This window comes from Pseudomonas sp. IT-P74, assembly GCF_949768175.1.
Classification (GTDB): Bacteria; Pseudomonadota; Gammaproteobacteria; order Pseudomonadales; family Pseudomonadaceae; genus Aquipseudomonas.
In genome coordinates, this window is sequence record NZ_CATKQD010000006.1 from 163156 (window position 1) to 188987 (window position 25832).

Annotated in this window: 26 protein-coding genes; 15 read left to right on the top strand and 11 right to left on the bottom strand. The window is 60.6% G+C overall.

The features are described 5' to 3' along the window. Nucleotides 1-7: 7 nt before the first annotated feature. From rlmH to ACM6J5_RS06350, 4 genes are all read right to left on the bottom strand, one after another. Nucleotides 8-475 (bottom strand): 23S rRNA (pseudouridine(1915)-N(3))-methyltransferase RlmH, encoded by a 468-nt coding sequence (gene rlmH / locus ACM6J5_RS06335; RefSeq protein WP_008052376.1) that lies wholly within the window; start codon nt 473-475, stop codon nt 8-10. A gap of 9 nt (nt 476-484) precedes the next feature. Continuing rightward, entirely contained in the window at nt 485-979 is a 495-nt protein-coding gene (rsfS, locus tag ACM6J5_RS06340; RefSeq protein ID WP_095941979.1) for a ribosome silencing factor, read from the bottom strand. Nucleotides 980-1052: 73 nt separating this feature from the next. Further along, complete coding sequence (gene nadD, locus ACM6J5_RS06345) at nt 1053-1742, bottom strand: nicotinate-nucleotide adenylyltransferase (protein ID WP_095941978.1); 690 nt, start codon at nt 1740-1742, stop codon at nt 1053-1055. A 1-nt stretch (nt 1743) separates the two neighbouring features. Beyond that, nucleotides 1744-3015, bottom strand: a complete 1272-nt coding sequence (locus ACM6J5_RS06350; RefSeq protein ID WP_095941977.1) for a glutamate-5-semialdehyde dehydrogenase — start codon at nt 3013-3015, stop codon at nt 1744-1746. 188 nt (nt 3016-3203) lie between these two features. Here ACM6J5_RS06350 and ACM6J5_RS06355 point away from each other — a divergent pair, with 188 nt between their 5' ends. Further along, on the top strand, nt 3204-3902 hold the full coding sequence (locus tag ACM6J5_RS06355) for a DNA-3-methyladenine glycosylase (RefSeq protein ID WP_224790005.1): 699 nt from the start codon (nt 3204-3206) through the stop codon (nt 3900-3902). Between the two features lie 158 nt (nt 3903-4060). Next, nucleotides 4061-5377 (top strand): bifunctional DedA family/phosphatase PAP2 family protein, encoded by a 1317-nt coding sequence (locus ACM6J5_RS06360; protein WP_414928022.1) that lies wholly within the window; start codon nt 4061-4063, stop codon nt 5375-5377. Nucleotides 5378-5383: 6 nt separating this feature from the next. Here ACM6J5_RS06360 and ACM6J5_RS06365 read toward each other — a convergent pair whose 3' ends face one another. The 3 genes from ACM6J5_RS06365 to ACM6J5_RS06375 are packed head-to-tail and all read right to left on the bottom strand — an operon-like array spanning nt 5384 to nt 7060. Next, the gene (locus tag ACM6J5_RS06365; protein WP_053162726.1) at nt 5384-5974 is read right to left on the bottom strand and encodes an LON peptidase substrate-binding domain-containing protein; all 591 of its coding nucleotides are present in this window, start codon (nt 5972-5974) and stop codon (nt 5384-5386) included. Between the two features lie 10 nt (nt 5975-5984). Then, nucleotides 5985-6701 carry an LrgB family protein gene (locus tag ACM6J5_RS06370; protein WP_095941974.1) on the bottom strand — a complete coding sequence of 239 codons (717 nt, stop codon included), beginning with the start codon at nt 6699-6701 and terminating at the stop codon, nt 5985-5987. Next, entirely contained in the window at nt 6698-7060 is a 363-nt protein-coding gene (locus ACM6J5_RS06375; RefSeq protein ID WP_095941973.1) for a CidA/LrgA family protein, read from the bottom strand. The genes ACM6J5_RS06370 and ACM6J5_RS06375 overlap by 4 nt, the downstream gene beginning before the upstream one ends. A gap of 193 nt (nt 7061-7253) precedes the next feature. Between ACM6J5_RS06375 and ACM6J5_RS06380 the strand changes: the two genes are divergently transcribed. The 3 genes from ACM6J5_RS06380 (at nt 7254) to ACM6J5_RS06390 (ending at nt 10211) form a co-directional block, all read left to right on the top strand. Next, on the top strand, nt 7254-7709 hold the full coding sequence (locus ACM6J5_RS06380) for a MaoC family dehydratase (protein WP_414928023.1): 456 nt from the start codon (nt 7254-7256) through the stop codon (nt 7707-7709). Between the two features lie 114 nt (nt 7710-7823). Then, entirely contained in the window at nt 7824-9542 is a 1719-nt protein-coding gene (locus ACM6J5_RS06385) for a C13 family peptidase (protein ID WP_414928024.1), read from the top strand. A gap of 27 nt (nt 9543-9569) precedes the next feature. Beyond that, a complete protein-coding gene (locus ACM6J5_RS06390) occupies nt 9570-10211 on the top strand; it encodes an oxidoreductase (RefSeq protein WP_095941970.1) in 642 nt (213 codons plus the stop codon). A 132-nt stretch (nt 10212-10343) separates the two neighbouring features. Here the strand turns inward: ACM6J5_RS06390 and ACM6J5_RS06395 are convergent, their stop codons facing one another. The 4 genes from ACM6J5_RS06395 to ACM6J5_RS06410 all read right to left on the bottom strand — a co-directional run bounded on the left by ACM6J5_RS06395 (nt 10344) and on the right by ACM6J5_RS06410 (nt 14670). Next, nucleotides 10344-10628, bottom strand: a complete 285-nt coding sequence (locus ACM6J5_RS06395) for a YceK/YidQ family lipoprotein (RefSeq protein WP_095941969.1) — start codon at nt 10626-10628, stop codon at nt 10344-10346. Then, nucleotides 10621-11253, bottom strand: coding sequence for a flavin prenyltransferase UbiX (gene ubiX / locus ACM6J5_RS06400; protein ID WP_095941968.1), 633 nt, complete (start codon nt 11251-11253; stop codon nt 10621-10623). Before ubiX ends, ACM6J5_RS06395 begins: the two co-directional genes overlap by 8 nt. After that, nucleotides 11250-12599: a UDP-N-acetylmuramate:L-alanyl-gamma-D-glutamyl-meso-diaminopimelate ligase gene (mpl, locus tag ACM6J5_RS06405; RefSeq protein ID WP_150672674.1), complete on the bottom strand. Its 1350-nt coding sequence runs from the start codon at nt 12597-12599 to the stop codon at nt 11250-11252. The genes ubiX and mpl overlap by 4 nt, the downstream gene beginning before the upstream one ends. Nucleotides 12600-12756: 157 nt before the next feature. Further along, nucleotides 12757-14670, bottom strand: a complete 1914-nt coding sequence (locus ACM6J5_RS06410) for a sigma-54-dependent Fis family transcriptional regulator (protein WP_414928025.1) — start codon at nt 14668-14670, stop codon at nt 12757-12759. A gap of 299 nt (nt 14671-14969) precedes the next feature. Here ACM6J5_RS06410 and ACM6J5_RS06415 point away from each other — a divergent pair, with 299 nt between their 5' ends. The 10 genes from ACM6J5_RS06415 to ACM6J5_RS06460 form a co-directional block, all read left to right on the top strand. Next, the gene (locus tag ACM6J5_RS06415) at nt 14970-16490 is read left to right on the top strand and encodes an aldehyde dehydrogenase family protein (RefSeq protein WP_150672672.1); all 1521 of its coding nucleotides are present in this window, start codon (nt 14970-14972) and stop codon (nt 16488-16490) included. A gap of 256 nt (nt 16491-16746) precedes the next feature. Continuing rightward, complete coding sequence (eat, locus tag ACM6J5_RS06420; RefSeq protein WP_414928026.1) at nt 16747-18120, top strand: ethanolamine permease; 1374 nt, start codon at nt 16747-16749, stop codon at nt 18118-18120. Nucleotides 18121-18316: 196 nt separating this feature from the next. Further along, the gene (locus ACM6J5_RS06425) at nt 18317-19711 is read left to right on the top strand and encodes an ethanolamine ammonia-lyase subunit EutB (protein ID WP_414928027.1); all 1395 of its coding nucleotides are present in this window, start codon (nt 18317-18319) and stop codon (nt 19709-19711) included. Nucleotides 19712-19719: 8 nt separating this feature from the next. Then, nucleotides 19720-20544 (top strand): ethanolamine ammonia-lyase subunit EutC, encoded by an 825-nt coding sequence (eutC, locus tag ACM6J5_RS06430; RefSeq protein WP_095942067.1) that lies wholly within the window; start codon nt 19720-19722, stop codon nt 20542-20544. A gap of 114 nt (nt 20545-20658) precedes the next feature. Then, a complete protein-coding gene (locus ACM6J5_RS06435; RefSeq protein ID WP_095941962.1) occupies nt 20659-21120 on the top strand; it encodes a GNAT family N-acetyltransferase in 462 nt (153 codons plus the stop codon). Between the two features lie 270 nt (nt 21121-21390). Then, nucleotides 21391-22047: a DedA family protein gene (locus ACM6J5_RS06440; protein ID WP_008052342.1), complete on the top strand. Its 657-nt coding sequence runs from the start codon at nt 21391-21393 to the stop codon at nt 22045-22047. A 4-nt stretch (nt 22048-22051) separates the two neighbouring features. Beyond that, nucleotides 22052-22864 carry a zinc-dependent peptidase gene (locus ACM6J5_RS06445; RefSeq protein WP_095941961.1) on the top strand — a complete coding sequence of 271 codons (813 nt, stop codon included), beginning with the start codon at nt 22052-22054 and terminating at the stop codon, nt 22862-22864. 113 nt (nt 22865-22977) lie between these two features. After that, nucleotides 22978-23505, top strand: coding sequence for an inorganic diphosphatase (ppa, locus tag ACM6J5_RS06450; RefSeq protein WP_003205933.1), 528 nt, complete (start codon nt 22978-22980; stop codon nt 23503-23505). A 229-nt stretch (nt 23506-23734) separates the two neighbouring features. Next, nucleotides 23735-24481, top strand: coding sequence for a S24 family peptidase (locus ACM6J5_RS06455; RefSeq protein WP_095941960.1), 747 nt, complete (start codon nt 23735-23737; stop codon nt 24479-24481). A 522-nt stretch (nt 24482-25003) separates the two neighbouring features. Then, nucleotides 25004-25832 (top strand): restriction endonuclease (locus tag ACM6J5_RS06460; RefSeq protein WP_414928028.1); only part of this gene is annotated, 829 nt, incomplete at its 3' end.

Genomic DNA, 25832 nt, shown 5'->3' on the forward strand with positions numbered 1-25832 from the left:
GGCAGAGCTACTTGTGGTAAGGGTGACCGGACAGCACGGTCCAGGCACGGTACATCTGTTCGCCGATCAGGATACGCACCAGCGGGTGCGGCAAGGTCAGCGGCGACAACGACCAGCGCTGGTCAGCCCGGGCACAGACTTCCGGCGCCAGCCCTTCGGGGCCGCCGACCATGAAGTTGACCGTGCGCGAGTCCAGCCGCCAGCGATCGAGTTCGACCGCCAGTTGCTCGGTGCTCCAGGGCTTGCCATGGACTTCGAGAGTGACAATCCGCTCGTTCGGTCCGACCTTGGCCAGCATGGCTTCGCCTTCCTGACGGATGAAACGGGCCACGTCGGCGTTCTTGCCACGGGTATTGAGCGGAATTTCCACCAGTTCCAGCGCCAGTTCGGACGGAAGACGCTTGGCATATTCATGCCAGCCTTCTTCCACCCATTTGGGCATGCGTGAACCGACGGCGATCAGTCGCAGTCGCACAGCGGTCCCTTATTCCTGGTCTTTGTTGAGCTTGTTGAAGTGCTCGTGACCCACTTCAGGGCTGTGGTGCTTGCCATCGGCCGCACGGCTCTGCTCGGCACCTTTCCACAGGCGCTCCAGGTCGTAGAACTGACGGGCGTTGGAGGTCATCATGTGAACGATCACGTCGTCCATGTCCAACAGCACCCAGTCGCTGTCGCCCTTGCCTTCTTCACCCAGCGGCTTGATACCCAGGGCTTTGACGGCCTCGCGAACCTTGTCCAGCATCGCGCCGATCTGGCGGTTGGAGGTACCGGTGGCAATGATCATGTAGTCAGTGATGCTCTGCTTGTCGCGAACATCGATCACCAGCACGTCCTGGGCCTTGACGTCTTCCAGGGCGGCTACGGCGATCTTGACCAGCTCGTCGCCTTTAGGCGGCTCGGCAGCGAAGACCTTTTCCGGCAGCGGGGCACTCTTGAATGTGCCTTTGCGTTTTACTTTGCTTTCGTTGTTGCTCGTCATATAAAACTCGTTTTGCTCGTTTGTTCGGGCGCTTCAATACACGTTGTTGCCACGTGCCTTGAGGCACTCCTATTCAGTTCGACGCACGGTAGAGTCCGTGCGCATCGATGTAGGCCAGGACCGCGTCGGGCACCAGGAAACGTACCGACTTACCGCTGGCCAGCAGTTGACGGATCTGGGTGGCGGATACCGCGAGCGGTGTCTGCCAGACGAATGCAATCTGTCCGCTCGGCCCTTTGAGGGCCAGCGGGTCGCTCACCGAGCGCGCTGCCAGCAGGTTGCGCAAGGCATCCGGCGGTTCGCTGTCGGCATCCGGGCGTTGCAACACCAGGATATGGCAATGCTGGAGCAACTCTTCCCAGCGGTGCCAAGTGGGCAGGCCGCAAAAAGCGTCCCAGCCCAAAAGCAGAAAAACCTGGTCATCCGCGGCCAGTTCGGCGCGCATCAGTTCCAGGGTATCGATGGTGTAGGACGGTTTGTCCCGCTGCAATTCGCGGGCGTCCACCACCAACGGCGCCACACCGGCCACCGCGCACTCGACCATCGCCAGACGGTCTTTTGCCGACACCTGCGGTTTGTCTCGATGGGGTGGCCTGGCACTGGGTGTCAGGCGCAACTCATCGAGCGCCAGGGTTTCGGCGACTTCCAGTGCACCGCGCAAATGGCCGATGTGCACCGGGTCGAACGTTCCGCCCAGCACGCCAATGCGGCGAGGGACTGGCTCGCTGACGGTGACCGGGGCTGACGGGTCGAAGTCGCCCAAGTCAGGCCGGCTCCTGTCCGCGCAGCTGCCCGTCACCGACCACGATGTACTTCTCGCAGGTCAGTCCCTCGAGGCCCACCGGGCCACGGGCGTGCAGCTTATCAGTAGAAATGCCGATCTCGGCACCCAATCCGTATTCGAAACCATCGGCGAAGCAGGTCGGGGTATTGATCATCACCGACGAGGAGTCGACTTCAGCCACGAAACGCCGGGTGTCGCCCTGGTGTTCGCTGACAATCGAATCGGTGTGATGGGAGCCGTAATGATTGATGTGCTCGATGGCCTGGTCCAGTCCGTCCACCACGCGGATAGACAGAATTGCCGCCAGGTACTCGGTGCTCCAGTCTTCCTCGGTGGCCGGCACGGCATCGATGATCGCCCGGGTACGCTCGCAACCACGCAGCTCGACGCCTTTTTCGCGGAACTGTGCCGCCATCGCCGGCAGGAAATCCTTGGCAACGGCTTGATCCACCAGCAGCGTTTCCATGGCACCGCAGATGCCATAACGGTAAGTCTTGGCGTTGAACGCAATGCGCTGGGCCTTGGCCAGGTCGGCGTGCTCGCTCACGTAAACGTGGCAGATGCCGTCCAGGTGCTTGATCACCGGGACGCGGGCGTCACGGCTGACGCGTTCGATCAGGCCACGGCCGCCGCGCGGCACAATGACATCAACGTACTCAGGCATGGTGATCAGCGCGCCGACGGCGGCACGGTCGGTGGTTTCGACCACTTGCACCACCGCGGCCGGCAGATCGGCCTCGGCCAGGCCGCGCTGAATGCAGGCGGCGATGGCGCGATTGGAATGAATCGCCTCGGAACCGCCACGCAGGATAGTCGCGTTACCGGACTTCAGGCACAGGCTCGCGGCATCGATGGTCACATTCGGCCGCGACTCGTAAATGATTCCGATCACGCCCAATGGCACGCGCATCTTGCCGACCTGAATACCGGACGGACGGAAGCTCATGTCGCGGATCGCGCCGACCGGGTCCGGCAGCGCTGCTACCTGACGCAGGCCGACGATCATGCCGTCGATACGCGCCGGGGTCAGCGCCAGGCGTTCGAGCAGGGCCGGCTCAAGACCATTGGCGCGACCGGCAGCCAAATCCTGCTCATTAGCCGCCGTCAGCTCGGCGCGGGCAGCGTCCAGCGCGTTGGCGGCGGCCTGCAGGGCGCGGTTCTTCTGCGCGGTACTGGCACGGCCGATCACGCGGGAGGCTTCGCGGGCAGCGCGACCCAAGCGGGTCATGTAGTCAAGAACGGACTCAGTCATGGTCTGGCGTGGTCTTTGATTAGGTCTTGGTAAAGAGTAAAGCGACAGATTATAGCTGTCGCGCCCACCGACTAACAGCGGTGACGGGCGGATGGTCGAAATGAGGGCAATTTGCCGATGTTCAGCCGGGATTAAGCTGCAAATTGTTATCATCACGACTCATTCAGCCCTGACAAATGCCGGTCATCATGTCCAACCTGACTGTTCGAGCGTCCGCCGCAAGCCTGCCTACGGGCCTCCCGGACGCGTTTTTCGACCGTGACGCGCAAATTCTGGCCCGGGATTTACTGGGCAAAGTCATTCGCCATCGGGTTGGTGATCTGTGGCTCAGCGCCCGAATCATAGAAACCGAGGCCTATTACTGCGCAGAAAAGGGTAGCCACGCGTCCCTCGGCTACACAGAAAAGCGTAAGGCTTTGTTTCTGGATGGCGGCCACATCTATATGTATTACGCCCGGGGCGGCGATTCACTGAATTTCAGCGCCCAAGGGCCGGGTAACGCTGTGCTGATCAAATCCGCCTACCCGTGGGTCGATCAATTGAGCGGACCGGGCAGCCTGGCACAGATGCTATTGAACAACCCCGATGCCCAGGGCCGCCCTCGCCCGTCACAAAAACTCTGCGCCGGGCAAACCCTGCTGTGCAAGGCACTGGGCCTGAAAGTACCGGTGTGGGACGCCAAACGCTTCGATCATGAAGTGCTGCTGGTAGAACACGTCGGCCAGACGCCTGCCCACATCATCCAGACCACTCGGCTGGGCATTCCCCACGGGCGCGATGAGCACCTGATGTACCGCTTTGTCGACGCTGCCTATGTGGCTTATTGCACGCGCAACCCGCTACGACGGGGCCAGATCGAAGGTCGCGATTATTTTGTGCTGTCCTGAGATTGATCCGGATTTTGAAACTGAAGGAATCCCCTGTGGGAGCGAGCCTGCTCGCGATGAGGTCAGCACAATCAACATCACTGTTGACTCAAAGTGCGCTATCGCGAGCAGGCTCGCTCCCACAAGTAGAAAATTGAACATTTGATGGAGTGGTTTTTATGGGCCCATGGCTCGATAGCGTGACCGGATGGCTGGCGGTCAACCCGCAATGGCTGGCAGCAGCGGTATTCATCGTGGCCTTTGTGGAATGCCTGGCGATTGCCGGGCTGATCGTTCCTGGCACGGTGTTGCTGTTCGCCGTGGCGGTACTGGCAGGCAGTGGCGCGCTGACGCTCAGTGAGACACTCTTGCTGGGTTTCGTCGCCGGGGTGCTGGGAGACGTCATTTCGTATTTTCTGGGGCGGCACTTCCATCAGAACATCCGGCGCCTGCCGGGCTTGCGCCATCATCCGGAATGGATCGCCGGGGCCGAGTCATACTTCCAGCGCTACGGCATCGCCAGCCTGCTGGTCGGGCGCTTTATCGGGCCCCTGCGGCCAATGCTGCCGATGGTGGCCGGCATGTGCGACATGCCTTTCCCGCGTTTCTTCGCTGTCAGCCTGTTGGCCGGCGCGGGTTGGTCGGTGGCTTATCTGCTGCCTGGCTGGGCCACGGGCGCGGCCATTCGCTTGCCGCTGCCTGAAGGTTTCTGGCTCCAGGCCGGGGTTGTTGCCGGTAGCATTGCGGTGATGGTCGGCTTGAGTGCGACCAGCAGCCTGCGTCGGCATCGCCACGCGACGTTGTTCATTACCGGGATGAGTCTGCTGATTCTGGCGGGGCTGTTTATCGGTTACTCGCACCTGTCTGCACTCGATCAAGGGGTCATGACACTGGTGCAGGAACATCGTAACCCGATGCTGGATGAAGTGGCGGTGGTCTTCACGCTGGTCGGCGAATTCCGCAACATGTTGCTGTTCAGTGCGCTGCTGACCGGTTTGCTGCTGCTGATGCGGCAATGGCGGCACGCGATTTTCGCGGGCGGCACGCTGCTCTTCACGGCACTGGCCAATACCGCGACCAAGTACTTTTTCGCCCGCGTGCGCCCCGAAGTGTTGAGCGACCCGCTGACCAGCTACAGCATGCCCAGCGGCCATGCTTCAGGATCTTTCGCGCTGTTCCTGACCCTCGCCGTCCTGGCCGGCCGTGGGCAACCGCCCCGGATGCGCCTGACCTGGTTGTTGGTGGGTTGCCTGCCCGCAATGGCGATTTCGCTTTCGCGGGTTTACCTCGGAGCGCATTGGCCGACGGATGTATTGGCCGGCGCGATGCTGGCGGCGTGTGTCTGTGCGGCGAGCCTGTGGCTGATCCAGCGCAAGGAACCGCTCAACGCCTTGCCTCCCAAGGTCTGGTGGCTGGTATTGCCGGCGTTGCTGGCATTGTTCGGATTCTTCGTGCTGAGGCATTTACCGCATACGATGTTGCGGTATGCGTACTGACAGCAGTCAGGCAAACAGTTCGCCCTGCAACTCATCCAGCAACGCCTGAATCGCATCCAGTCGTTGCTGCGGGTCATCGAGTTGCAGCAGGTCGATCTTGTCCACTTCAGCGAAGGGCAACAGGTACGCCAACTGATTGGCCAGCGACTGCTGGCCGGTCGCTTCGGTGCCCATGTTCAAGGCTTCAACCATCGGGTGTTCCGCCAGGGCCTTGAGCAAGGCCACCAGGTCGGCGTCCTCATCCTGCAGTGGCTGCTCCGGTTCGTCTTCCAGCCACTCGACCTCGGCGACGGTCAACTGATCGCGCTGAACTTCCGTTCGCAATACATGGAAACGTCGTCCCCCCTGAACCCGAATTCCCAGCAGGCCGTTGTCCTGCTGCTTGAAATCGGTGATCAGCGCCTCGCACCCGACCAGGGCGTAACCCGCCGGGGCGATCCCGACTTCTTCGCCTTCGAGGATGCACACCACGCCGAACCCGCCGCCCTGCTTCATGCAGCGGCCGATCATGTCCAGATAGCGCGCCTCGAAAATCTGCAAATCGAGGATGCAGCCTGGAAACAGCACTGTATTGAGCGGAAAAAGCGGCAGACTCATAGACATTTCCTTACACCACCATCGACACCGCCAACGGCAGCAACACCGCCGTGGCCACACCCATCAGGCTCATCGCCAGCGCCGCAAAGGCGCCGCACTCTTCACTTTCCTGCATCGCCACCGCCGTGCCGACCGCGTGGGCGGTCATGCCCAGCGCCATGCCTCGGGCTTCCGGGCTGTGCACGCCGAGACGGCTCAACAGGGCCGGACCGAAAATCGCGCCGATCACACCCGTAATCAAGACGAACACCGCTGCCAGCGCCGCGACACCACCGATCTGCTCGGCCACCAACATGGCGATAGGCGAAGTCACCGATTTTGGCGCCATGGTCATCAGGATCATGTGCTCGGCACCGAACGACCAACCCAGCAACACGCCCATCCCCGTGGCCACCACCCCGCCTATCACCAGCGTAGTAAATATCGGCCAGAACAACTGCCGAATCCGTCGCAGGTTGAGATAAAGCGGCACCGCCAGCGCAACAGTGGCCGGGCCGAGCAGAATGCTGAGAATCTCGGTGCTCTTGCGGTACTCGGCGTAGGTCAGGCCGCAGCCCACCAGTACGCCGATCACCAGCAACATGGAGACAAGCACCGGCTGCAAAAAGATCCATCGGGTTTTCTCGAATGCCGCCAGGACGAGTTGATAGGCGCCAAGGGTAATGCCGATACCAAACAAGGGATGATGAATTACCGACACCCAGGCGCCGTGCCAGTCGAAGATCATTGGCCGTCCTCGGAGTGAGCGTGACGCTTGACCATGCGCTGCATCAGCACCCCGGCGAAGGCCATGGAAAGCAGCAGCGACAACACCAGCGCGCCGACAATGGCCCAGAAGTCCGCCGCGATGTCAGCGGCGTAGACCATCACGCCCACGGCCGGCGGCACCAGCAACAGCGGCAGGTAGCGCAGCAGGCTGCTGGCCGCCAGGTTCAGCGGCTCGCCGACCTGTCCGCGACAGATGAGGTACACCAGCAACAGCAGCAACCCCACAATCGGTCCCGGCAGCACCGGCAAGAACAAATGATTGATCGCGGTGCCGAGCAATTGGAACAGCACCAGCCACGTCAGGCCCCGTAACAACATCAAAGATCTCCCGCAAAATCCGTCACCCGCATTGGCCAGACATTATAAGCATGCTCGCGCTATAGACCGGCATTCGCCAAAAACATGGTCAGTTGACCGGAGCGTTTGGCCATGTTGATCTAACGTGGTAAGTCGGGAGGTCAGATCCCCGCAAGCCAAAAACATAAAACCGATGAACCCAAGGAGAGTCTCAATGCCCTATGTTCCAGTTGCAGAGCTCAAAGATTATGTCGGCAAGGAACTCGGACGTTCCGAATGGCTCACCATCGATCAGGACCGCATCAACCTGTTCGCCGAAGCCACAGGGGATTTTCAGTTCATCCACGTCGACCCGGTCAAGGCCGCGCAAACGCCATTTGGCAGCACCATCGCTCACGGCTTTCTGACGCTGTCGCTGATCCCGAAACTGATGGAAGACATCCTCGTCATGCCCGAAGGCTTGAAGATGGTGGTCAACTACGGCCTCGACAGCGTGCGTTTCATCCAGCCGGTCAAGGTCAATTCGAGAGTGCGCCTGAAGGTCGACCTGACCGAAGTCATCGAGAAGAAACCCGGCCAATGGCTGCTCAAGGCCACCACCACCCTGGAAATCGAAGGTTCGGACAAACCGGCGTACATCGCCGAACCTCTGTCCCTGTGCTTCATCTAAACCGTCCCGGATGCGAAGCAGCTCATGCTGTTTCGCGCCCTCACGCGGTACCTCACCCTATATATGGACACATAGCTGCGGCATACTCCCTCGCCTAATTGCCCGGAATCCGCTATGCGCCCACTTGCACTCCTTGCCTTGACCCTGATGCTCACCGCTTGCGGCGACGGCGAATCGCCTTTGCCTCCCGACGCCCGCCTGCCGGACGGCGGACGCTATCGCGGTGACCTGGTCAATGGCTTGCTGCAAGGCAAGGGGCGCATCGACTACCCGAACGGCAGCTGGTACGCCGGCGAATTCGACAAGGGCCAGTGGCAGGGCCAGGGCGAATGGCATGGCAGCAATGGCGAAGTCTATCGCGGGCAGTTCAATCAGGGACTGTTCGACGGCCAGGGGGCACTGACCACCAACGCCAGCAGCTACAGCGGCGGCTTCAAGGCCGGCCGGCGCAACGGCGAAGGCACCCTCAAAGAAAACGGCATGAGCTATCGCGGAGAGTTCAAGGCCGATCAATACGCCGGCCTGGGTCGCCTCGAACTCGAAGACGGCAGCTCCTACCAGGGTCAGTTCGCCCACGGCAAACCCAATGGCGAAGGCCAGCGCGGCGACGGCAACGGCAATCAGTTCACCGGGCACTTCGTCGACGGCCAGCTGGAAGGTAACGGGACTTTCAACAGCGCCGATGGCGACATCTATGTCGGCAGCTTCAAGAACAATCAACTGCACGGCAAGGGCCGCTACGAGAACGCCGACGGCGATGTCTGGCTGGGCCAGTTCAAGGAAGGCTCGCTTAACGGCAAGGGCGAGTTGATCGGCACAGACGGCAGCCACTACATCGGCCAGTTCAATGACTGGCGCTTTTCCGGCCAGGGCCGCCTGAACCTGTCCGACGGCAGCTTTTACACCGGCCAGTTCGACAACGACAGTTACCAGGGGCGCGGCACATTGGTGTTGACCGACGGCACCGTGCTCAGCGGCACCTGGATCAACGGCCAGCGCGTACGCGATTCCGAGGGCAAATTATTGCCCGACACCCTGGAGCTCGGCCTGCTGGCCCAGGGGCGCCTGCTCGACGCCGCGTTGGCCAATGTTCCACCCTCGACCCCGGCGGTGGAGCTGTATTCATTGACCTTGGGTGGCGATGGCAAGCAAAGCGTGTTTCTGCGCGAATCCGACTACGTCGCCAACATGCTCAGCACCCGTTTCGGCACCTTTGGCCAGATCCGCCTGGTGAACCATCGCGACCACCTCGCCGACCGCCCGATGGCTACCCGGGAAAACCTGCGCCGCGCCGCCCTGACGCTGGCCGAACGCAGCGGTCCGGAAGACCTGATTTTCATCTACCTGACCAGCCACGGCACCAGCGAACACGAACTGGTGCTAGACCAGCCGCGCATGGAGCTGGCCGATCTGCCAGCCGACGAGTTGGCCGCTGTTCTCGCCCCCCTGAAAAACCGCGACAAGATCATCGTGATTTCGTCCTGCTACTCCGGCGGTTTCATTCCCGCCCTCAAGGATGAACGGACCCTGATCATGACGGCCTCGCGAGCCGACCGGGTATCCTTCGGCTGCTCGGAAGAAGCCAACTTCACTTACTTCGGCGACGCCCTGTTCGCCCAGGCCCTGAACCAGACCGATGACCTGGAACAAGCCTTCAAACTGACCAAGGCCAGCGTCGCCGAACGTGAGCTGGCGGACGGTTTCGAAGCGTCCGAACCACAGATCTGGGCACCGAAAACCGTCCTCTCGCATTGGCAACTACTACGTAAACAGCAGGCACGAAAAGCCCTGCAAAGTGCGTCCAACGAAAGCAAGGATGCAAACAGCAACTAAGCTGAATAGTATCAAGGGAGAAACACTATGTACTTGACGCCTCAGCACGTATTGCTTGCCGGAGCCACCGGGCTGACCGGTGAACATCTGCTTGATCGCTTGCTCAACGAGCCAACGATTAGCCGGGTATTGGCCCCCTCACGCAGGCCATTGGCCGAGCATCCGCACCTTGAAAACCCCGTCGGCGACCCGGTGGAGTTTCTGCCGCAGCTGAACGGCCGTGTCGATATCGCCTACTGCTGCCTGGGCACCACCATCAAACAGGCGGGGTCGGAACAGGCGTTCCGCGCGGTAGACCTGGACATGGTCGTGGCCTTTGCCAAACGCGCACGGGAGATGGGCGCACGGCACCTGATCGTGATCAGTGCTCTGGGAGCCGATCGCAGATCCTCGATTTTCTACAACCGGGTCAAAGGCGAGATGGAGTACGCATTGCGCGCACAAGACTGGCCGCAGCTGACTATTTGCCGCCCTTCGCTGTTGCTGGGTGATCGCACCGAACCGCGACTGGGCGAGAAAGTCGCTGGTCCGTTGTCTCGGCTGATCCCTGGCAAATACCATGGTATCGAAGCCTGCCAACTGGCACGCGCGATGTGGCGTCTGGCGCTGGAAGAGCAGGACGGGATCAGGATTGTCGAGTCGGATGAGCTGAGGAAGTTGGGCAAGTAACTTTATGGTGCCTGAGCGGGCCTCATCGCGGGCAAGCCCGCTCCCACAGGATTTTCAGCGATTACAAAATTTGTGTACGACACACAATCCTGTGGGAGCGAGCTTGCTCGCGATAGAGCGCGAAGCGCTCTCTTACAATCCACCCGTCGCCTGAAAACTCACCCCTATCACTGTCAGCAACGACAATGGCAACAGCAGCGTGTCGAGCAACGCACTGGCCGGCAGATCAACGCCCGGATAGCTCGGCGCTTCGGCGCCGAATCGGTCCATCGCACAGCACCCACCGTTCAACGCGTACACATCCAGGCGAGTCCCCGAGTACACCACCGGTGCCCCCGGCTTGGCCGCATCGAGGGTGCGCACAGTGGCGCACCCGGCCAATTGCAGCGCCAGCACTATCACCAGCAGCTTATTCATCGCTGGTCAGATGATGCTCGCCCCAGCGCGGCAACATGTCCTGAGGAATATTGAGCAGGTTAAGGATCCGCGCCACGACGAAATCGATCAGGTCGTCGATGGTTTGTGGCTGATGATAGAAGCCCGGTGATGCCGGCAGGATTGTCACGCCCATGTTCGACAACTTGAGCATGTTCTCCAGGTGAATGCTCGAATATGGCGCTTCACGGGGCACCAGAATCAACTGCCGACGCTCTTTCAGCGTCACGTCGGCGGCCCGTTCGATCAGGTTGTTGCAGGCGCCCGTGGCGATGGCCGACAACGTACCCGTGGAACACGGCACTACCACCATTGCCGCAGGGGAGCCGGAGCCCGAAGCCACCGGCGACATCCAGTCCTCCTTGCCGTACACCCGAATCTGCCCGGCGGCAGCCCCCGTGTATTCGGTGAGGAACGCCTGCATCATCTGCGGCTTGGCCGGCAGCGTGACGTCGGTTTCGGTGGCCATCACCAACTGCGCGGCCTTGGAAATCAGGAAATGCACTTCACGATCTTCCCGCACCAGGCAGTCGAGCAGACGCAAACCGTACTGGGCGCCTGAAGCGCCGGTCATTGCCAGGGTGATGCGGTCCGGGCCGTTGTTCATTTGAGTGCCTCGGCCAGTTTTCCATGCAGGCCGCCGAAGCCGCCGTTGCTCATGATCACTACGTGGGTACCGGGCTGGGCCTGGCTCTTCACGCGCTCGATGATGCCTTCCAGGGAATCGCTGACAATCGACGGCACGGTGCACAGCGCCGCGGTGCCCGCCAGATCCCAGCCGAGGTTGGCCGGTGCGTACCAGATCACCTGATCGGCATCGACCACGCTTTCCGGCAATCCGTCACGGTGCGCGCCAAGCTTCATGGAGTTGGAACGCGGCTCGATGATCGCAATCAACGGAGCATCACCGATGCGCTTGCGCAGCCCGTCGAGGGTGGTGGCGATGGCGGTCGGGTGGTGAGCGAAGTCGTCATAAATGGTGATACCACCCACTTCCGCGACTTTTTCCATCCGGCGCTTCACGCTTTTGAAAGCGCTCAACGCAGCGATGCCCATGGACGGCACCACACCGACGTGGCGTGCGGCAGCCAGGGTCGCCAGTGCGTTCGCGACGTTGTGCTGGCCAGTCATGTCCCACTCGACCACGCCCTGGGCGACGCCTTCGAACATCACCTCGAACTTCGAGCCGTCTTCACTGAGCAGCTTGACCTGCCACTGACCGCCAGCACCGGTGGTTTGCACCGGCGTCCAGCAGCCCATCTCGATAACACGCTGCAAGGCCGGCTCAGTGGTCGGATGAATCACCAGGCCTTCACTCGGGATGGTCCGCACCAAGTGATGGAACTGCCGCTCGATGGCCGGCAGGTCCGGGAAAATGTCCGCGTGATCGAATTCCAGGTTGTTCAGGATGGCCGTGCGCGGACGGTAGTGAACGAACTTGGAGCGTTTGTCGAAGAACGCGCTGTCGTACTCGTCGGCTTCGATGACGAAGAACGGCGTATCGCCCAGGCGCGCCGACACCGAGAAGTTTTGCGGCACGCCGCCGATCAGGAAACCCGGGGCCATGCCCGCGTGCTCCAGCACCCAGGCCAGCATGCTGCTGGTGGTGGTCTTGCCGTGCGTACCGGCAACCGCCAGCACCCAGCGACCTTGCAGCACATGATCGGCCAGCCATTGCGGGCCGGAGACGTAGGGCAGGCCTTTGTTAAGCACGTACTCCACAGCCGGGTTGCCCCGGGACATGGCGTTGCCGATCACCACCAGATCAGGGGCCGGATCGAGTTGCGCCGGATCGTAGCCTTGGGTCAATTCAATGCCCTGGGCTTGCAGCTGAGTGCTCATCGGCGGATAGACGTTGGCATCGGAACCCGTCACGTGATGGCCCAGCTCCTTGGCCAGAACCGCCATTGACCCCATGAAAGTGCCGCAGATACCAAGAATATGAATGTGCATAGTCGACCTCGTAAAACATGGCCGCAGGTTAGCTTAGGGAGGGGAAAATCGCACCTTGTGTTTCAGATCTGAAGGCGTCTTCGCGAGCAGGCTCGCCCTCACAAGGACTGCGCAGCCCCTGTGGGAGCGAGCCTGCTCGCGAAGGACGCGACGCGGTCTACCGGGCAATACCGTGTTTACGCAGCTTCCTGTAAAGCGTATTGCGGCTGACCCCCAACTGCTCCGCCGTGTTGGTCATGTGCCAGCGTGTCTGCTCCAGCGCCGTGAGCAACGCCAGCCGCTCGGCATCTTCCAGCGGATGCTCCGATACCTCTTCAATCGTCGACACCACCGGCCGCGCCAGGCGAATCATCGCCGGCAAATCCTCCAGGCCAATCCGCCCGTCCTCACACAGGGCGGTCAACGTACGCAGCACATTTCGCAACTGCCGCACGTTGCCCGGCCAGGCGAACCCCAATAAAGCCTCCCGCGCCGGCCCGTCGATCAACACGGTTTCTGCGCCCGCCTCCTCGGCCAGCAGAAAATCGAGCAGCCGGGATTTGTCGCTACGCTCGCGCAACGGCGGCAACGCGACTTCCAGCCCGTTGAGCCGGTAATACAAATCCTCACGGAAGCTGCCGTCCTGCACACGATCAAGCAAGTTACGGTGAGTGGCACTGATGATCCGCACGTTAACCGATTCCGGCTCGCCACCGATCGGCACCACTTGCCGGTCTTCCAGCACCCTCAGCAAGCGCGTCTGCATGGCCAGTGGCATGTCACCGATTTCATCGAGGAACAACGTCCCGCCATCGGCCTGTTGCAACTTGCCGCGCATGCCCTCCTTGCGCGCACCGGTAAAGCTGCCGCCGCGGTATCCGAACAGCTCGCTTTCGATCAGGCTTTCGGGAATGGCCGCGCAATTGAGGGCGACAAAGGCTTTCACTGCCCGCTGGCTGGCGTGGTGCACCGCTTTGGCAAAGGCCTCCTTGCCAGACCCGGTTTCGCCGTTGATCAGCAGCGGCACGTCGCGCTCATAGACGCGCAAGGCTTTGCGGAAATCCGCCTGCAACGTCGCGTCATCCAGGCAAATGCCCGACAGGCGCGGTGCTTGTACCACCTTGGCCGCCGGCACCATCGGAGTCGGCAGCGACCGCCGCGCCTCACCACGCAATACCGCGAACAGCTTGCGACCATCACGGGTGCGCAACGGCCAACTGGCGGCGGCATTGGTGCTCGCGCGACCGAGCAACTCATCGAGCGAGCAATCGAAAAACGCCTCCACCGGTTTACCCAGCAAGCCGCCGCGAATATGTCCCAGCAGGTTCAGCGCACTCTGGTTGACCGCACAAATGCGCCCTTCCCCGTCGAACGCCAGCAACCCTTCACTGAACAAACCGACGGACTCGGCCTGCAAGTGAAAACGCAGCAACCATTGATTGTCGAAGCAGCGCAGGAAGTAGCAGCTCTCGATCATCTTCGCCGACAGATTGACCAGGGCCATGGTGTGGAACTGACTTTGCCGCGACACATCGCGCCGCGCCGACGACACGTCGAGTACCGCCAGCAATTCGCCATGGGGATCGAAGACCGGGCTCGCCGAGCAGGTCAGGCCGGTGTGGCGACCGCGAAAGTGTTCGTCCTGATGGATGGTCAGCGACTGACGCTCCACCAGGCAGGTGCCGATGCCGTTGGTGCCTTCACAGGCTTCGCTCCAGTCGGCACCGAGCCAGAGGCCGGCGCGTTCGAAAATCTGCCGTTCGGCGGGCGCGGTAACGCAGTTGAGGATCACGCCGCGGGCGTCGGTCAGCAGCACCGCATGGCCGGCGCCGGAGAGTTGTTGATGCAGGCTGGTCATTTCATTGCCGGCGATGTGCAGAACCTGCTGCAAGCGTTCGCGGCTTTCCAGGACACGGCCATGTTCCAGCACCGTTGGCGCAATGCTCAGGGCCGGATCGAGGTGATAGTCCTCAAGGCAGCGCAGCCAGGAACGGGCGATGGACGGATCGCTGCCAGGACCGTGCAGGTGGGTCTTGCCCTGGGTCACCGTCAATACTTGCTGGGCATGGCGACTCAAATGGTTGTCGTGCATTTCTTATTATTCTCCCCGGGGCTCGGCGTCCCGTGCATGAGGTGATGCCGAGCATCCTCCAGCCCGGCCCGCATTGCAATGCCTGCAAGACCGGTTGGTCACAAGCTGTGCCAAAAAGGGTACAAAGTGTCACCAGAGCTGTACCGAAAGCGTCACAGGCGCTGCCCGCCCGTCCGACAAAAAACTCGCAAGGCCTTGATTTACCTGACATGCGAGGCACTGGCCCGGCCCTTGCTCTACGCTTAAAGCAAGCGCACATGCGCGACTCCCTATAAGCACAAAAGCAAGGAGAGACCACCATGCGTTACGCTCACCCCGGTACTGAAGGCGCTATCGTTTCGTTCAAAGCCAAATACGGTAACTACATCGGCGGCGAGTTCGTCGCGCCTGTCAAAGGTCAGTACTTCACCAATACCTCGCCAGTGAATGGCCAACCCATTGCCGAATTCCCCCGTTCCACGGCCGAAGACATCGACAAGGCCCTGGACGCTGCCCACGCGGCCGCCGATGCCTGGGGCGCCACGTCCGCCCAGGCGCGCTCACTGGTGCTGCTGAAAATCGCCGACCGCATCGAACAGAACCTCGAACTGCTGGCAATCACCGAATCCTGGGACAACGGCAAAGCCGTGCGTGAAACCCTCAACGCCGACATCCCGCTGGCCGCCGACCACTTCCGCTACTTCGCCGGTTGCATCCGTGCCCAGGAAGGCAGCGCCGCCGAGATTGATGGCAACACCGTGGCCTATCACATCCATGAACCGCTGGGCGTGGTCGGGCAGATCATTCCTTGGAACTTCCCGATCCTGATGGCCGCCTGGAAACTCGCCCCAGCCCTGGCCGCCGGTAACTGCGTGGTGCTCAAGCCTGCCGAGCAAACCCCGCTGGGCATCACCGTGCTGCTCGAACTGATCGGCGACCTGCTGCCACCGGGCGTGCTGAACATCGTGCAGGGTTTCGGCCGCGAAGCCGGCGAGGCCCTGGCCACCAGCAAACGCATCGCCAAGATCGCCTTCACCGGATCGACTCCGGTGGGCTCGCACATCATGAAATGCGCGGCGGAAAACATCATTCCGTCCACCGTGGAGCTGGGCGGCAAGTCGCCGAACATCTTCTTCGAAGACATCATGAAGGCCGAACCGTCGTTCATCGAGAAGGCCGCCGAAGGCCTGGTGCTGGCGTTCTTCAACCAGGGCGAAGTCTGCACCTGCCCTTCCCGCGCGCTGGTGCAAGAGTCGATCTACGACGAATTCATGCAAGTGGTGATGAAGAAGGTCCTGCAAATCAAACGTGGCGACCCGCTGGACACCGACACCATGGTCGGCGCCCAGGCGTCCGAACAGCAATTCGACAAAATCCTTTCGTACCTGGAAATCGCCAAGGGCGAAGGCGCCGAATTGCTGACCGGCGGCAAGGTGGAAAAACTCGAGGGCAACCTGGCGAGCGGGTATTACATCCAGCCGACGCTGCTCAAGGGCACCAACAAAATGCGCGTGTTCCAGGAAGAAATCTTTGGCCCGGTGGTGAGCATCACCACCTTCAAGGACGAAGCCGAAGCCCTGGCCATCGCCAACGACACCGAGTTCGGCCTGGGTGCCGGCCTCTGGACCCGCGACATCAACCGCGCCTACCGCATGGGCCGGGCGATCAAGGCCGGTCGTGTGTGGACCAACTGCTACCACCTGTACCCGGCGCATGCCGCGTTCGGTGGCTACAAGAAGTCCGGCGTCGGCCGTGAAACCCACAAGATGATGCTCGACCACTATCAGCAGACCAAAAACCTGCTGGTGAGTTACGACATCAATCCGCTGGGCTTCTTCTAAAAACCGGGGGCGACACAGGTAACTCTGTGTCGCCCTTCAAGCAGCCATCGCGAGCAAGTTCGCTCCCACAGTGGATTTGCAACCCACCAGAGATCCCTGTGGGAGCGAGCTTGCTCGCGATGGCGTCCTAAATGACTCAACACCCAACGCCTGGCCGCTCTGGCACGGGCCTTGCGTACCCGTTATTCAGGAATTTCACCCACCCGTCAGACCCGAAAGTCCAAAAAGATCGAACAATAAAAATTAGAGAGGACTTATGACTACTTCTTCCACACAGCTCAAACCCACACTCGGCACCCTGCATTTATGGGGCATTGCCGTCGGCCTGGTGATTTCCGGCGAGTACTTCGGCTGGAGTTACGGCTGGGGCACCGCAGGCACACTGGGTTTTCTCGTCACCGCGTTGATGGTGGCGACGATGTACACCTGCTTCATCTTCAGCTTCACCGAACTGACGACGGCGATCCCCCACGCTGGCGGGCCGTTTGCCTACAGCCGCCGGGCCTTTGGCGAGAAAGGCGGGTTGATCGCCGGCATCGCCACCCTGATCGAATTCGTCTTTGCGCCACCAGCCATCGCCATGGCCATCGGCGCCTACCTCAACGTGCAATACCCGGAGCTGGACCCGAAGATCGCCGCCGTTGGCGCCTATTTCGTGTTCATGGGCCTGAACATCCTCGGCGTCAGCATCGCGGCCACCTTCGAACTGGTGGTCACCGTGCTGGCAGTCGCTGAATTGCTGGTGTTCATGGGCGTGGTCGCCCCGGGCTTCAGCTTCAGCAACTTCGTACTCAATGGCTGGTCGGGTTCGAACGAGTTCACGATGGACTCGATTCCCGGGATCTTTGCGGCGATCCCCTTTGCGATCTGGTTCTTCCTCGCCATCGAAGGCGCGGCCATGGCCGCCGAGGAAGCCAAGGACCCGAAACGCACGATCCCCAGGGCCTACGTCAGCGGCATTCTGACCCTGGTGTTCCTGGCCATCGGCGTGATGGTGATGGCTGGCGGCGTCGGCGACTGGCGTCAGCTGTCGAACATCAACGATCCACTGCCCCAGGCGATGAAAGCCGTGGTCGGCAATAACTCGACCTGGATGCACATGCTGGTATGGATCGGCCTGTTCGGCCTGGTGGCGAGTTTCCACGGGATCATTCTTGGCTATTCACGGCAGTTCTTCGCCCTGGCTCGCGCCGGATACCTGCCCAAGGGGCTGGCCAAACTCTCGCGCTTCCAGACCCCGCATCGGGCGATCCTGGCCGGCGGCGTGATCGGCATCGCGGCGATCTACAGCGACGGCCTGGTCAACCTGCAAGGCATGACCCTGACGGCGGCGATGATCACCATGTCGGTATTCGGTGCCATCGTGATGTACATCATCAGTATGCTGAGCCTGTTCAAGCTGCGTAAGACCGAACCGAACCTGGAGCGCACCTTTCGCGCGCCGGGCTATCCGATCGTGCCGGGGATCGCGCTGTTTCTGGCGGTGGTGTGCCTGGTGGCGATGGCCTGGTTCAACACCGTGATCGGCCTGGTTTTCCTCGGTTTCATGGTTGCCGGTTACCTGTACTTCCAGTTGACCGCCAAGCAACGTTCCGAGGCTCCGGCAGACGCTATGCTCGAAAGTATATGAATGCACCGGTGCCGGGCCACGAGCCTGGCGCCTGCATTATTGAAGTGCACACCGATTCCCTGTGGGAGCGAGCCTGCTCGCGATTGCATCACCGCAGTGTAAATACCAGACCGAGTCGCCCGTATCGCGAGCAGGCTCGCTCCCACAAGGGTCGGTCGTGAACTGAAGACTTGTACATAACAGGAGGCCCCGCCCCATGGCCGTATATGCCCATTCCGTCGGCGCCCAGACCTATCGCTTCGACAGCCTCAAGGATGTGATGGCCAAGGCCAGCCCGGCGCGCTCCGGGGATTTTCTGGCCGGCGTCGCGGCCCTCAATGACGGCGAGCGCGTCGCGGCCCAGATGACTTTGGCCGACATTCCGCTATCCCACTTCCTGCAAGAAGTGTTGATTCCCTATGAGTCCGATGAAGTCACCCGACTGATCATCGATACCCACGACAAACAAGCCTTTGCGGTCGTCAGCCATCTCACCGTTGGCGGCTTTCGCGACTGGTTGCTCAGTGATGCCGCCGACGAACAGGTCCTGCGCGCCCTCGCCCCCGGCCTGACGCCGGAAATGGCCGCCGCCGTATCGAAGATCATGCGTGTGCAGGATCTGGTGCTGGTGGCGCAAAAAATCCGCGTGGTCACGCAGTTTCGAGGCACCCTGGGTCTGCGCGGTCGACTGTCCACTCGCCTGCAACCGAATCACCCCACCGACGAACCGGCCGGCATCGCCGCGAGCATTCTCGACGGCCTGCTGCACGGCAACGGCGATGCCATGATCGGCATCAACCCGGCCACCGACAGCATCGCCTCGATCTGCGCGATGCTGGAAATGCTCGACGCGATCATCCAGCGCTACGAAATCCCGACCCAGGCGTGCGTGCTGACCCACGTCACCACGTCGATCGAAGCGGTCAATCGCGGCGTCCCGCTGGACCTGGTGTTCCAATCGATCGCGGGCACCGAAGCAGCCAACGCCAGTTTCGGCATCAACCTCAGTATATTGCAGGAAGGTTACGACGCAGGATTGAGCCTCAATCGCGGCACACTCGGGCAAAACCTGATGTATTTCGAAACCGGCCAGGGCAGTGCCCTGTCGGCCAACGCCCACCATGGCGTCGATCAACAAACCTGCGAAACCCGCGCCTATGCCGTTGCGCGGCATTTCAAACCGTTCCTGGTGAATACCGTCGTCGGCTTCATCGGCCCGGAATACCTGTACAACGGCAAACAGATCATCCGCGCCGGCCTGGAAGACCACTTCTGCGGCAAATTGCTCGGTGTGCCCATGGGTTGCGACATCTGCTACACCAACCACGCCGAAGCTGACCAGGATGACATGGACACCCTGCTGACCCTGCTGGGCGTCGCCGGGATCAACTTCATCATGGGCATCCCCGGCTCCGACGACATCATGCTCAACTACCAGACCACCTCGTTCCACGATGCGCTCTACGCCCGACAGACCCTGGGCCTGAAGCCCGCACCGGAATTCGAACAGTGGCTGGCGAGAATGGGCATCTTTACTCAAGCCGATGGCAGGGTTCTCTTCGGCGACAGCCTGCCGCCGGCCTTCCGGCAGGCCTTGGCGCAACTGGGATGAGCATTGACATGGACAAACTACCCTTCGATCCACACAACCCATGGCTGGAACTGCGACGCCTGACGCCGGCGCGAATCGCACTGGGTCGCACCGGCACCAGCATTCCCACCCACGCGCAACTGGACTTCCAGTACGCCCACGCTCAGGCGCGGGATGCGGTGCACTTGCCGTTTGAGCATGCCTCCCTCAGCGCGCAATTGGCCGAACGTGATCGCGAGAGTCTTTTGCTGCACAGTGCGGCGCCGGATCGCAACACCTACCTGCAACGCCCCGACCTGGGGCGAAAACTAAGTGATGCCTCGGCGCAGACCCTGCGTGATTACGCGACAGCCCATCCGGGAGGCGTGGATCTGGTGATCGTGGTTGCCGACGGCCTGTCGGCACTGGCCGTTCATCGCCATACCCTGCCGTTTCTGGCGCGTTTCGAAGAGCAAATGGCTGGCGACAGCTGGACTGTTGCGCCAGTCATACTCGTGGAACAGGGCCGGGTGGCCGTCGCCGATGAGATCGGTGAGTTGCTTGGCGCAAAAATGACCGTGATCCTCATCGGCGAACGCCCTGGCCTCAGCTCTCCGGACAGCCTGGGTTTATATTTCACCTACAATCCCAAGGTCGGCCTTACCGATGCCTACCGTAATTGCATCTCCAATGTCCGGCTCGAAGGCCTGAGCTACGGCATGGCGGCACACCGTTTGCTGTACTTGATGCGCGAAGCCTGCCGGCGGCAGTTGTCAGGGGTGAACCTGAAGGACGAAGCGCAGGTTCAGACACTGGAATCGGACACGGGAGGCGACGTGAAAGGAAATTTCCTGCTCGGCCCGCCGAATGCTTGAACCGCTTGCGCATTGCACATTCGTACCAGTTTCAGGCAGGATCGTGGCGCGGCCGCCAAGGGTTTCCCATCGCCGTCAGAGACGTAAGACAGCCACTTGAAGACGAGACCTACCATGCGGATTATTCAAGCGACCCTCGAACACCTGGACCTGCTGACCCCGTTGTTCGTCAAATATCGCGAGTTTTATGGTTCCCTGCCGTATCCGGACTCGTCCCGGGCGTTCCTTGAAAAACGCCTGCGTCGCAAGGAGTCGGTGATCTACCTGGCGCTGTCCGATGACGACAGCAACAAACTGATGGGTTTCTGTCAGCTTTACCCGAGTTTCTCTTCGCTTTCGCTCAAACGTGTGTGGATCCTCAACGATATTTATGTCGCCGAGGACGCCCGCCGCCAGTTAGTGGCCGACAACCTGATCCGCACCGCAAAAAAAATGGCCAAGGAAACCAATGCCGTGCGCATGCGTGTTTCCACCAGCAGCAACAACGAAGTCGCGCAGAAAACCTACGAGTCCATCGGATTCAGGGAAGACACCGAATTCAAGAACTATGTGCTGCCGATCAGCGACGAACTCTGAATCAGCTGCACCCTGCTCGCGATGGCATCGATCGGATTACACTGGTCCAACGAAGCGTCGGCATCGCGAGCAGGTTCGCTCCCACCTGTTCGTTATCAAACATCAGCCCCGTGATGACATTCCCCGCTACAATCTCGACGCGAATTTCACCACTCGCCTCGTATAATCCCGATATTCCCGGCTTGTAAGAAAAACTACCCCTATCCGTAGTCTTACGCGAAGTCATCCGCACAGGCCTGCTGAGTCGGGCCGTCACCACAGGTGCTATCCATGGATTTCAACCCGATCGACATTGTCCTGCATCTCGACGTCTACCTCGACATGCTTGTAACCAACTACGGGGCATGGATCTACGCCATTCTGTTCATGGTGATCTTCTGTGAAACCGGCCTTGTGGTCATGCCCTTCCTGCCGGGCGACTCCCTGCTGTTCATTGCCGGCGCCGTGGCGGCCGGTGGCGGCATGGACCCGGTACTGCTCGGCGGCCTGCTGATGCTGGCAGCGATCCTGGGCGACAGTACCAACTACATCATCGGACGAACGGCGGGTGAAAAGCTGTTCAGCAATCCGGACTCGAAGATCTTCCGTCGTGACTACCTGCAACAAACCCACGATTTCTACGACAAGCACGGCGGCAAAACCGTGACCCTGGCGCGCTTCCTGCCGATCATCCGTACCTTTGCACCGTTCGTCGCCGGCGTGGGGAAAATGCCCTATCCGCGTTTCTTTGCATTCAGCGTGCTGGGCACCATCCTGTGGGTCGGCGGCCTGGTGACACTCGGTTACTTCTTCGGCAACGTGCCTTTCATCAAGAAGAACCTGTCACTACTGGTAGTCGGCATCATCCTGATCTCGCTGGTGCCGATGATCATCGGCATGGTGCGTAACCGCCTTGCCGGTTCGAACTCCAAAGCCGAATCGCGCTGACACGATGTGGTCCCTGAGCGCCTGGCGTCGTCGGCGCACCCTGGCAAAACACCCGATTGCCGATGACCTGTGGCAACGGGTGCGCCACCACCTGAGTTTTCTCGACGGCATCAGCGCCGCCGAAGACCAATGGCTGCGCGAAGCCTGTGTGCTGTTCCTCGAAGACAAGCACCTGAGCGCCCTGCCCGGTGTCGAACTGCATCAGGAACAACGCTTGCTGCTTGCAGCCCAGGCGCAATTGCCGCTGCTGCACCTCGGCGACCTGAACTGGTATCAGGGCTTCCACGAAATCATCCTCTACCCCGACGACTTCCTCAGCCCCCAGCGCTACCGCGATGCCAGCGGTGTCGAGCACGAATGGGACGGTGAACACAGCGGTGAAGCCTGGGAGCAAGGCCCGATCATCCTCGCCTGGCCCGGTGTAATGGCCAGTGGTGGCTGGGAAGGCTACAACCTGGTGATCCACGAATTGGCGCACAAGCTCGACATGCTCAACGGTGTAGCCAACGGCCTGCCGCCGTTGCATGCCGACATGCGCATCAGCGACTGGGCCAACGTCATGCAAGAGGCCTACGACGACCTCGACCGGCAACTGGAACGCAATCCCGACGCCGAAACCGCCATCGACCCCTATGCCGCCGAGAACCCTGCCGAATTCTTCGCCGTCACCAGCGAATACTTCTTCAGCGCCCCGGATTTGCTGCACGAGGCTTATCCACAGGTGTACCAGCAGTTGAAGCTGTTCTATCGCCAGGATCCACTCGCGAGATTAAAGCAACTTCAGGCGCATGACCCTGTCTATCAGGCACACCAGTAAGCGCCATACGACTTCTGGTCCATGGCGTCGACACAGGAATATGCCTATAATCGCCGCCACTTTTTGGTCAATCCGGCCAAGTGTTTTTGGTCAACTAACGGGGGCAACGCCCAATGAGCTACAGCAAGATTCCGGCTGGCAAAGACCTGCCGAACGACATCTACGTCGCGATCGAGATTCCGGCCAACCACGCGCCGATCAAATACGAAATCGACAAAGACAGCGATTGCCTGTTCGTTGACCGTTTCATGGCCACCCCAATGTTCTACCCGGCCAACTACGGTTACATCCCGAACACCCTGGCTGACGACGGTGATCCCCTCGACGTGCTGGTCGTAACCCCTTACCCGGTTGCTCCAGGTTCGGTTATCCGCGCCCGTCCGGTCGGCATCCTGAACATGACCGACGACGGCGGCGGCGATGCCAAAGTCATCGCAGTCCCACACGACAAGCTGTCCCAGCTGTACGTCGACGTGAAGGAATACACCGACCTGCCACCACTGCTGATCCAGCAGATCGAGCACTTCTTCGCGAACTACAAAGATCTCGAAAAAGGCAAATGGGTGAAGATCGAAGGCTGGGCCGGTGCAGACGCCGCCCGCGAAGCGATCACCAAGTCGGTTGCTGCCTACAAAGGCTAAGCCCGGCTGCAGGCTTTTAGCTGCTAGCGGCAAGAAAAACCCCGGGAGATCCGGGGTTTTTTATGGGCGCTTGATAAGCACGCCAAACACCCCGTTTAAACACGCCATCACATGGTTTTTGCTTGTTTAAAATTCCCCAAGAGCGTCTTACATCCGGTCGTAAATTTCCCGCGAAATTTGAACGAGGCGTTTATTCAAACCCTTGTTAGCCGCCAGTAGACTCGCGTTCATGAAAAAGAACACTAGCGGCTCACGCTTTAAAGCGCTCCTCGAAGCAGCGAACATCACGACCACCGGTTTTGCCGAATTCCTGGATACGGCTCCGCAAAATGTACATAACTGGTACACCCGCGGTGTGCCCGCCCATTGCATGGAAGAAGTCGCCCGAAAACTCTCGGTCAGCAGCGACTGGCTGAAAACCGGCGAAGGCTCGAAGGATGCCCAGCACCTGCGCCTGCTCGACGAAACCGGCAACACCTTCGATGCCCAGACTATTCGCGGTGTCTATACGGTCATCGAGCCTGTCGACGTCGAACTGCCATTCCTCAAGGAAGCTGTCACAGCCCCCGGTTCCAACAAAACCCACGTCATAGAAGACCCCGAGAAATCCATCCGCCTGCCCCGCAGCCACCTCGATTCCCTGGAAATCAACCACGCCGACGCCATCTGCGCCCTGATGAGCGGCAACAGCATGGGAGAGAAAATCGAAGACGGTTCGACCCTGGCAATTGACCGTGGCCTGACCCAGATTGTCGATGGCGAGATCTACGCCATCGAACATGACGGCATGCTGCGCATCAAGTACCTGCACCGAATGCCGGGCAATTCCCTGCGACTGCGCAGCCACAACCGCGCCGAATACCCGGATGAAATCTTCAGGGCCGCACAAATCGAAGAGCAGAACATCAGGGTGCTGGGCTGGGTGTTCTGGTGGTCGACCCTGAACAAACGACGGCCAACGGTGCCCTTTCTTTAAGCACTCAAGAACACCCATCGGCCGCCCACCCGGGTGGCCAAACGGCTCTGCCCGGCACTTCCCGCTGGGAATTTCCCTTAAACCTGCGTATGCTGCGCCCCACATTTGCGCATCGACCCGCCCTGCGGCTCAGATGCACTGGCCTGACAGATGACTTTCTCACCAGGTCCCACAGCCGGACGCAAGATCCGGGTGTACGTTTTGAAGGCTGGCGCGGTTTACCAAAAATGATCCAAGCCAGTCCCCGAGAAGCCGGCCACAAGCCGGCTTTTTAATGCCTGAAAAACGCGCAGAACGCAGGCCCGATACAAAACCTCTTCCTTGACCCACACCCAAGCACTGGGTTAGCCGCTCCTCCGTCGCTTCGGTTCCCGCTGCACAGGCGAGCAGTATCATAGTGTGCGTCTGCCGGACGGCGGAATTTATCACGCATGGACAAAACCCTTCGGCCGATCCCTGCAAGACGTTCAACTATACTCGGCCGCTGATCCGCGAAAACGCGGGAATCACAAGGAAGCGTCCATGTCTGTACCCACTTACGATCAGTTCATTGAACCCGTGCTGCGTTTTCTCGCCACCAAACCCGATGGTGCGCCAACCCGGGATGCCCAGGAAGCTGCTGCCAAGACGTTGCAACTGGCTGAAGAGCAACAAGAGGAGCTGATCGCCAGTGGTCAGGCCACCTATAAAAACCGGGCGGGCTGGGCGCACGATCGGCTCAAGCGTGCCGGCCTGTCCAGCAGTGCCAAGCGTGGCTACTGGAAACTGACAGACACGGGTGTGGCCTACGCGGAAAAACACCCGTCCCCCTTACCAGCCGAAGAAGTGGAACAATTGGCGATTGGTTACATGAATGTGAAGCTGAAAGTCGCCGCCGATGCCGCCCCATTGGATGACCAGCCTGCCGTTGAGCCCGACGTGAGCTCTGCCACCGCTAGCCCGGACGATCGACTTGCACAAGCGCTGCAGGAGTTGCGTGACGCCACGGCGGCCGACCTGTTGGATAACTTGCTGCAGGTCAGCCCTAACCGCTTTGAAGTGATTGTGCTGGATGTGCTTCATCGCCTGGGGTACGGCGCCAGCCGCAACGATCTGCAGCGTGTGGGCGGCTCTGGTGATGCCGGCATCGACGGCATTATCTCGCTCGACAAGCTGGGACTGGAAAAGGTTTACGTGCAAGCCAAGCGCTGGCAGAGCACGGTGGGCCGTCCTGAACTGCAGGCTTTTTATGGTGCGCTCGCGGGGCAAAAGGCCAAGCGCGGGGTGTTCATTACAACCTCTGGGTTTACCGTTCACGCGATCGACTTCGCCAGATCGGTGGAGGGCATCGTGCTGGTGGACGGCACGCGTC

Excerpts from the sequence above, each read along its gene's own strand:
- rsfS (WP_095941979.1), bottom strand. The coding sequence starts at position 979 with ATGACGAGCAACAACGAAAGCAAAGTAAAACGCAAAGGCACATTCAAG.
- ACM6J5_RS06350 (WP_095941977.1), bottom strand. The coding sequence starts at position 3,015 with ATGACTGAGTCCGTTCTTGACTACATGACCCGCTTGGGTCGCGCTGCC.
- ACM6J5_RS06355 (WP_224790005.1), top strand. The coding sequence starts at position 3,204 with ATGTCCAACCTGACTGTTCGAGCGTCCGCCGCAAGCCTGCCTACGGGC.
- ACM6J5_RS06360 (WP_414928022.1), top strand. The coding sequence starts at position 4,061 with ATGGGCCCATGGCTCGATAGCGTGACCGGATGGCTGGCGGTCAACCCG.
- ACM6J5_RS06365 (WP_053162726.1), bottom strand. The coding sequence starts at position 5,974 with ATGAGTCTGCCGCTTTTTCCGCTCAATACAGTGCTGTTTCCAGGCTGC.
- ACM6J5_RS06370 (WP_095941974.1), bottom strand. The coding sequence starts at position 6,701 with ATGATCTTCGACTGGCACGGCGCCTGGGTGTCGGTAATTCATCATCCC.
- ACM6J5_RS06375 (WP_095941973.1), bottom strand. The coding sequence starts at position 7,060 with ATGTTGTTACGGGGCCTGACGTGGCTGGTGCTGTTCCAATTGCTCGGC.
- ACM6J5_RS06380 (WP_414928023.1), top strand. The coding sequence starts at position 7,254 with ATGCCCTATGTTCCAGTTGCAGAGCTCAAAGATTATGTCGGCAAGGAA.
- ACM6J5_RS06385 (WP_414928024.1), top strand. The coding sequence starts at position 7,824 with ATGCGCCCACTTGCACTCCTTGCCTTGACCCTGATGCTCACCGCTTGC.
- ACM6J5_RS06390 (WP_095941970.1), top strand. The coding sequence starts at position 9,570 with ATGTACTTGACGCCTCAGCACGTATTGCTTGCCGGAGCCACCGGGCTG.
- ACM6J5_RS06395 (WP_095941969.1), bottom strand. The coding sequence starts at position 10,628 with ATGAATAAGCTGCTGGTGATAGTGCTGGCGCTGCAATTGGCCGGGTGC.
- ubiX (WP_095941968.1), bottom strand. The coding sequence starts at position 11,253 with ATGAACAACGGCCCGGACCGCATCACCCTGGCAATGACCGGCGCTTCA.
- mpl (WP_150672674.1), bottom strand. The coding sequence starts at position 12,599 with ATGCACATTCATATTCTTGGTATCTGCGGCACTTTCATGGGGTCAATG.
- ACM6J5_RS06410 (WP_414928025.1), bottom strand. The coding sequence starts at position 14,670 with ATGCACGACAACCATTTGAGTCGCCATGCCCAGCAAGTATTGACGGTG.
- ACM6J5_RS06415 (WP_150672672.1), top strand. The coding sequence starts at position 14,970 with ATGCGTTACGCTCACCCCGGTACTGAAGGCGCTATCGTTTCGTTCAAA.
- eat (WP_414928026.1), top strand. The coding sequence starts at position 16,747 with ATGACTACTTCTTCCACACAGCTCAAACCCACACTCGGCACCCTGCAT.
- ACM6J5_RS06425 (WP_414928027.1), top strand. The coding sequence starts at position 18,317 with ATGGCCGTATATGCCCATTCCGTCGGCGCCCAGACCTATCGCTTCGAC.
- eutC (WP_095942067.1), top strand. The coding sequence starts at position 19,720 with ATGGACAAACTACCCTTCGATCCACACAACCCATGGCTGGAACTGCGA.
- ACM6J5_RS06435 (WP_095941962.1), top strand. The coding sequence starts at position 20,659 with ATGCGGATTATTCAAGCGACCCTCGAACACCTGGACCTGCTGACCCCG.
- ACM6J5_RS06440 (WP_008052342.1), top strand. The coding sequence starts at position 21,391 with ATGGATTTCAACCCGATCGACATTGTCCTGCATCTCGACGTCTACCTC.
- ACM6J5_RS06445 (WP_095941961.1), top strand. The coding sequence starts at position 22,052 with ATGTGGTCCCTGAGCGCCTGGCGTCGTCGGCGCACCCTGGCAAAACAC.
- ppa (WP_003205933.1), top strand. The coding sequence starts at position 22,978 with ATGAGCTACAGCAAGATTCCGGCTGGCAAAGACCTGCCGAACGACATC.
- ACM6J5_RS06455 (WP_095941960.1), top strand. The coding sequence starts at position 23,735 with ATGAAAAAGAACACTAGCGGCTCACGCTTTAAAGCGCTCCTCGAAGCA.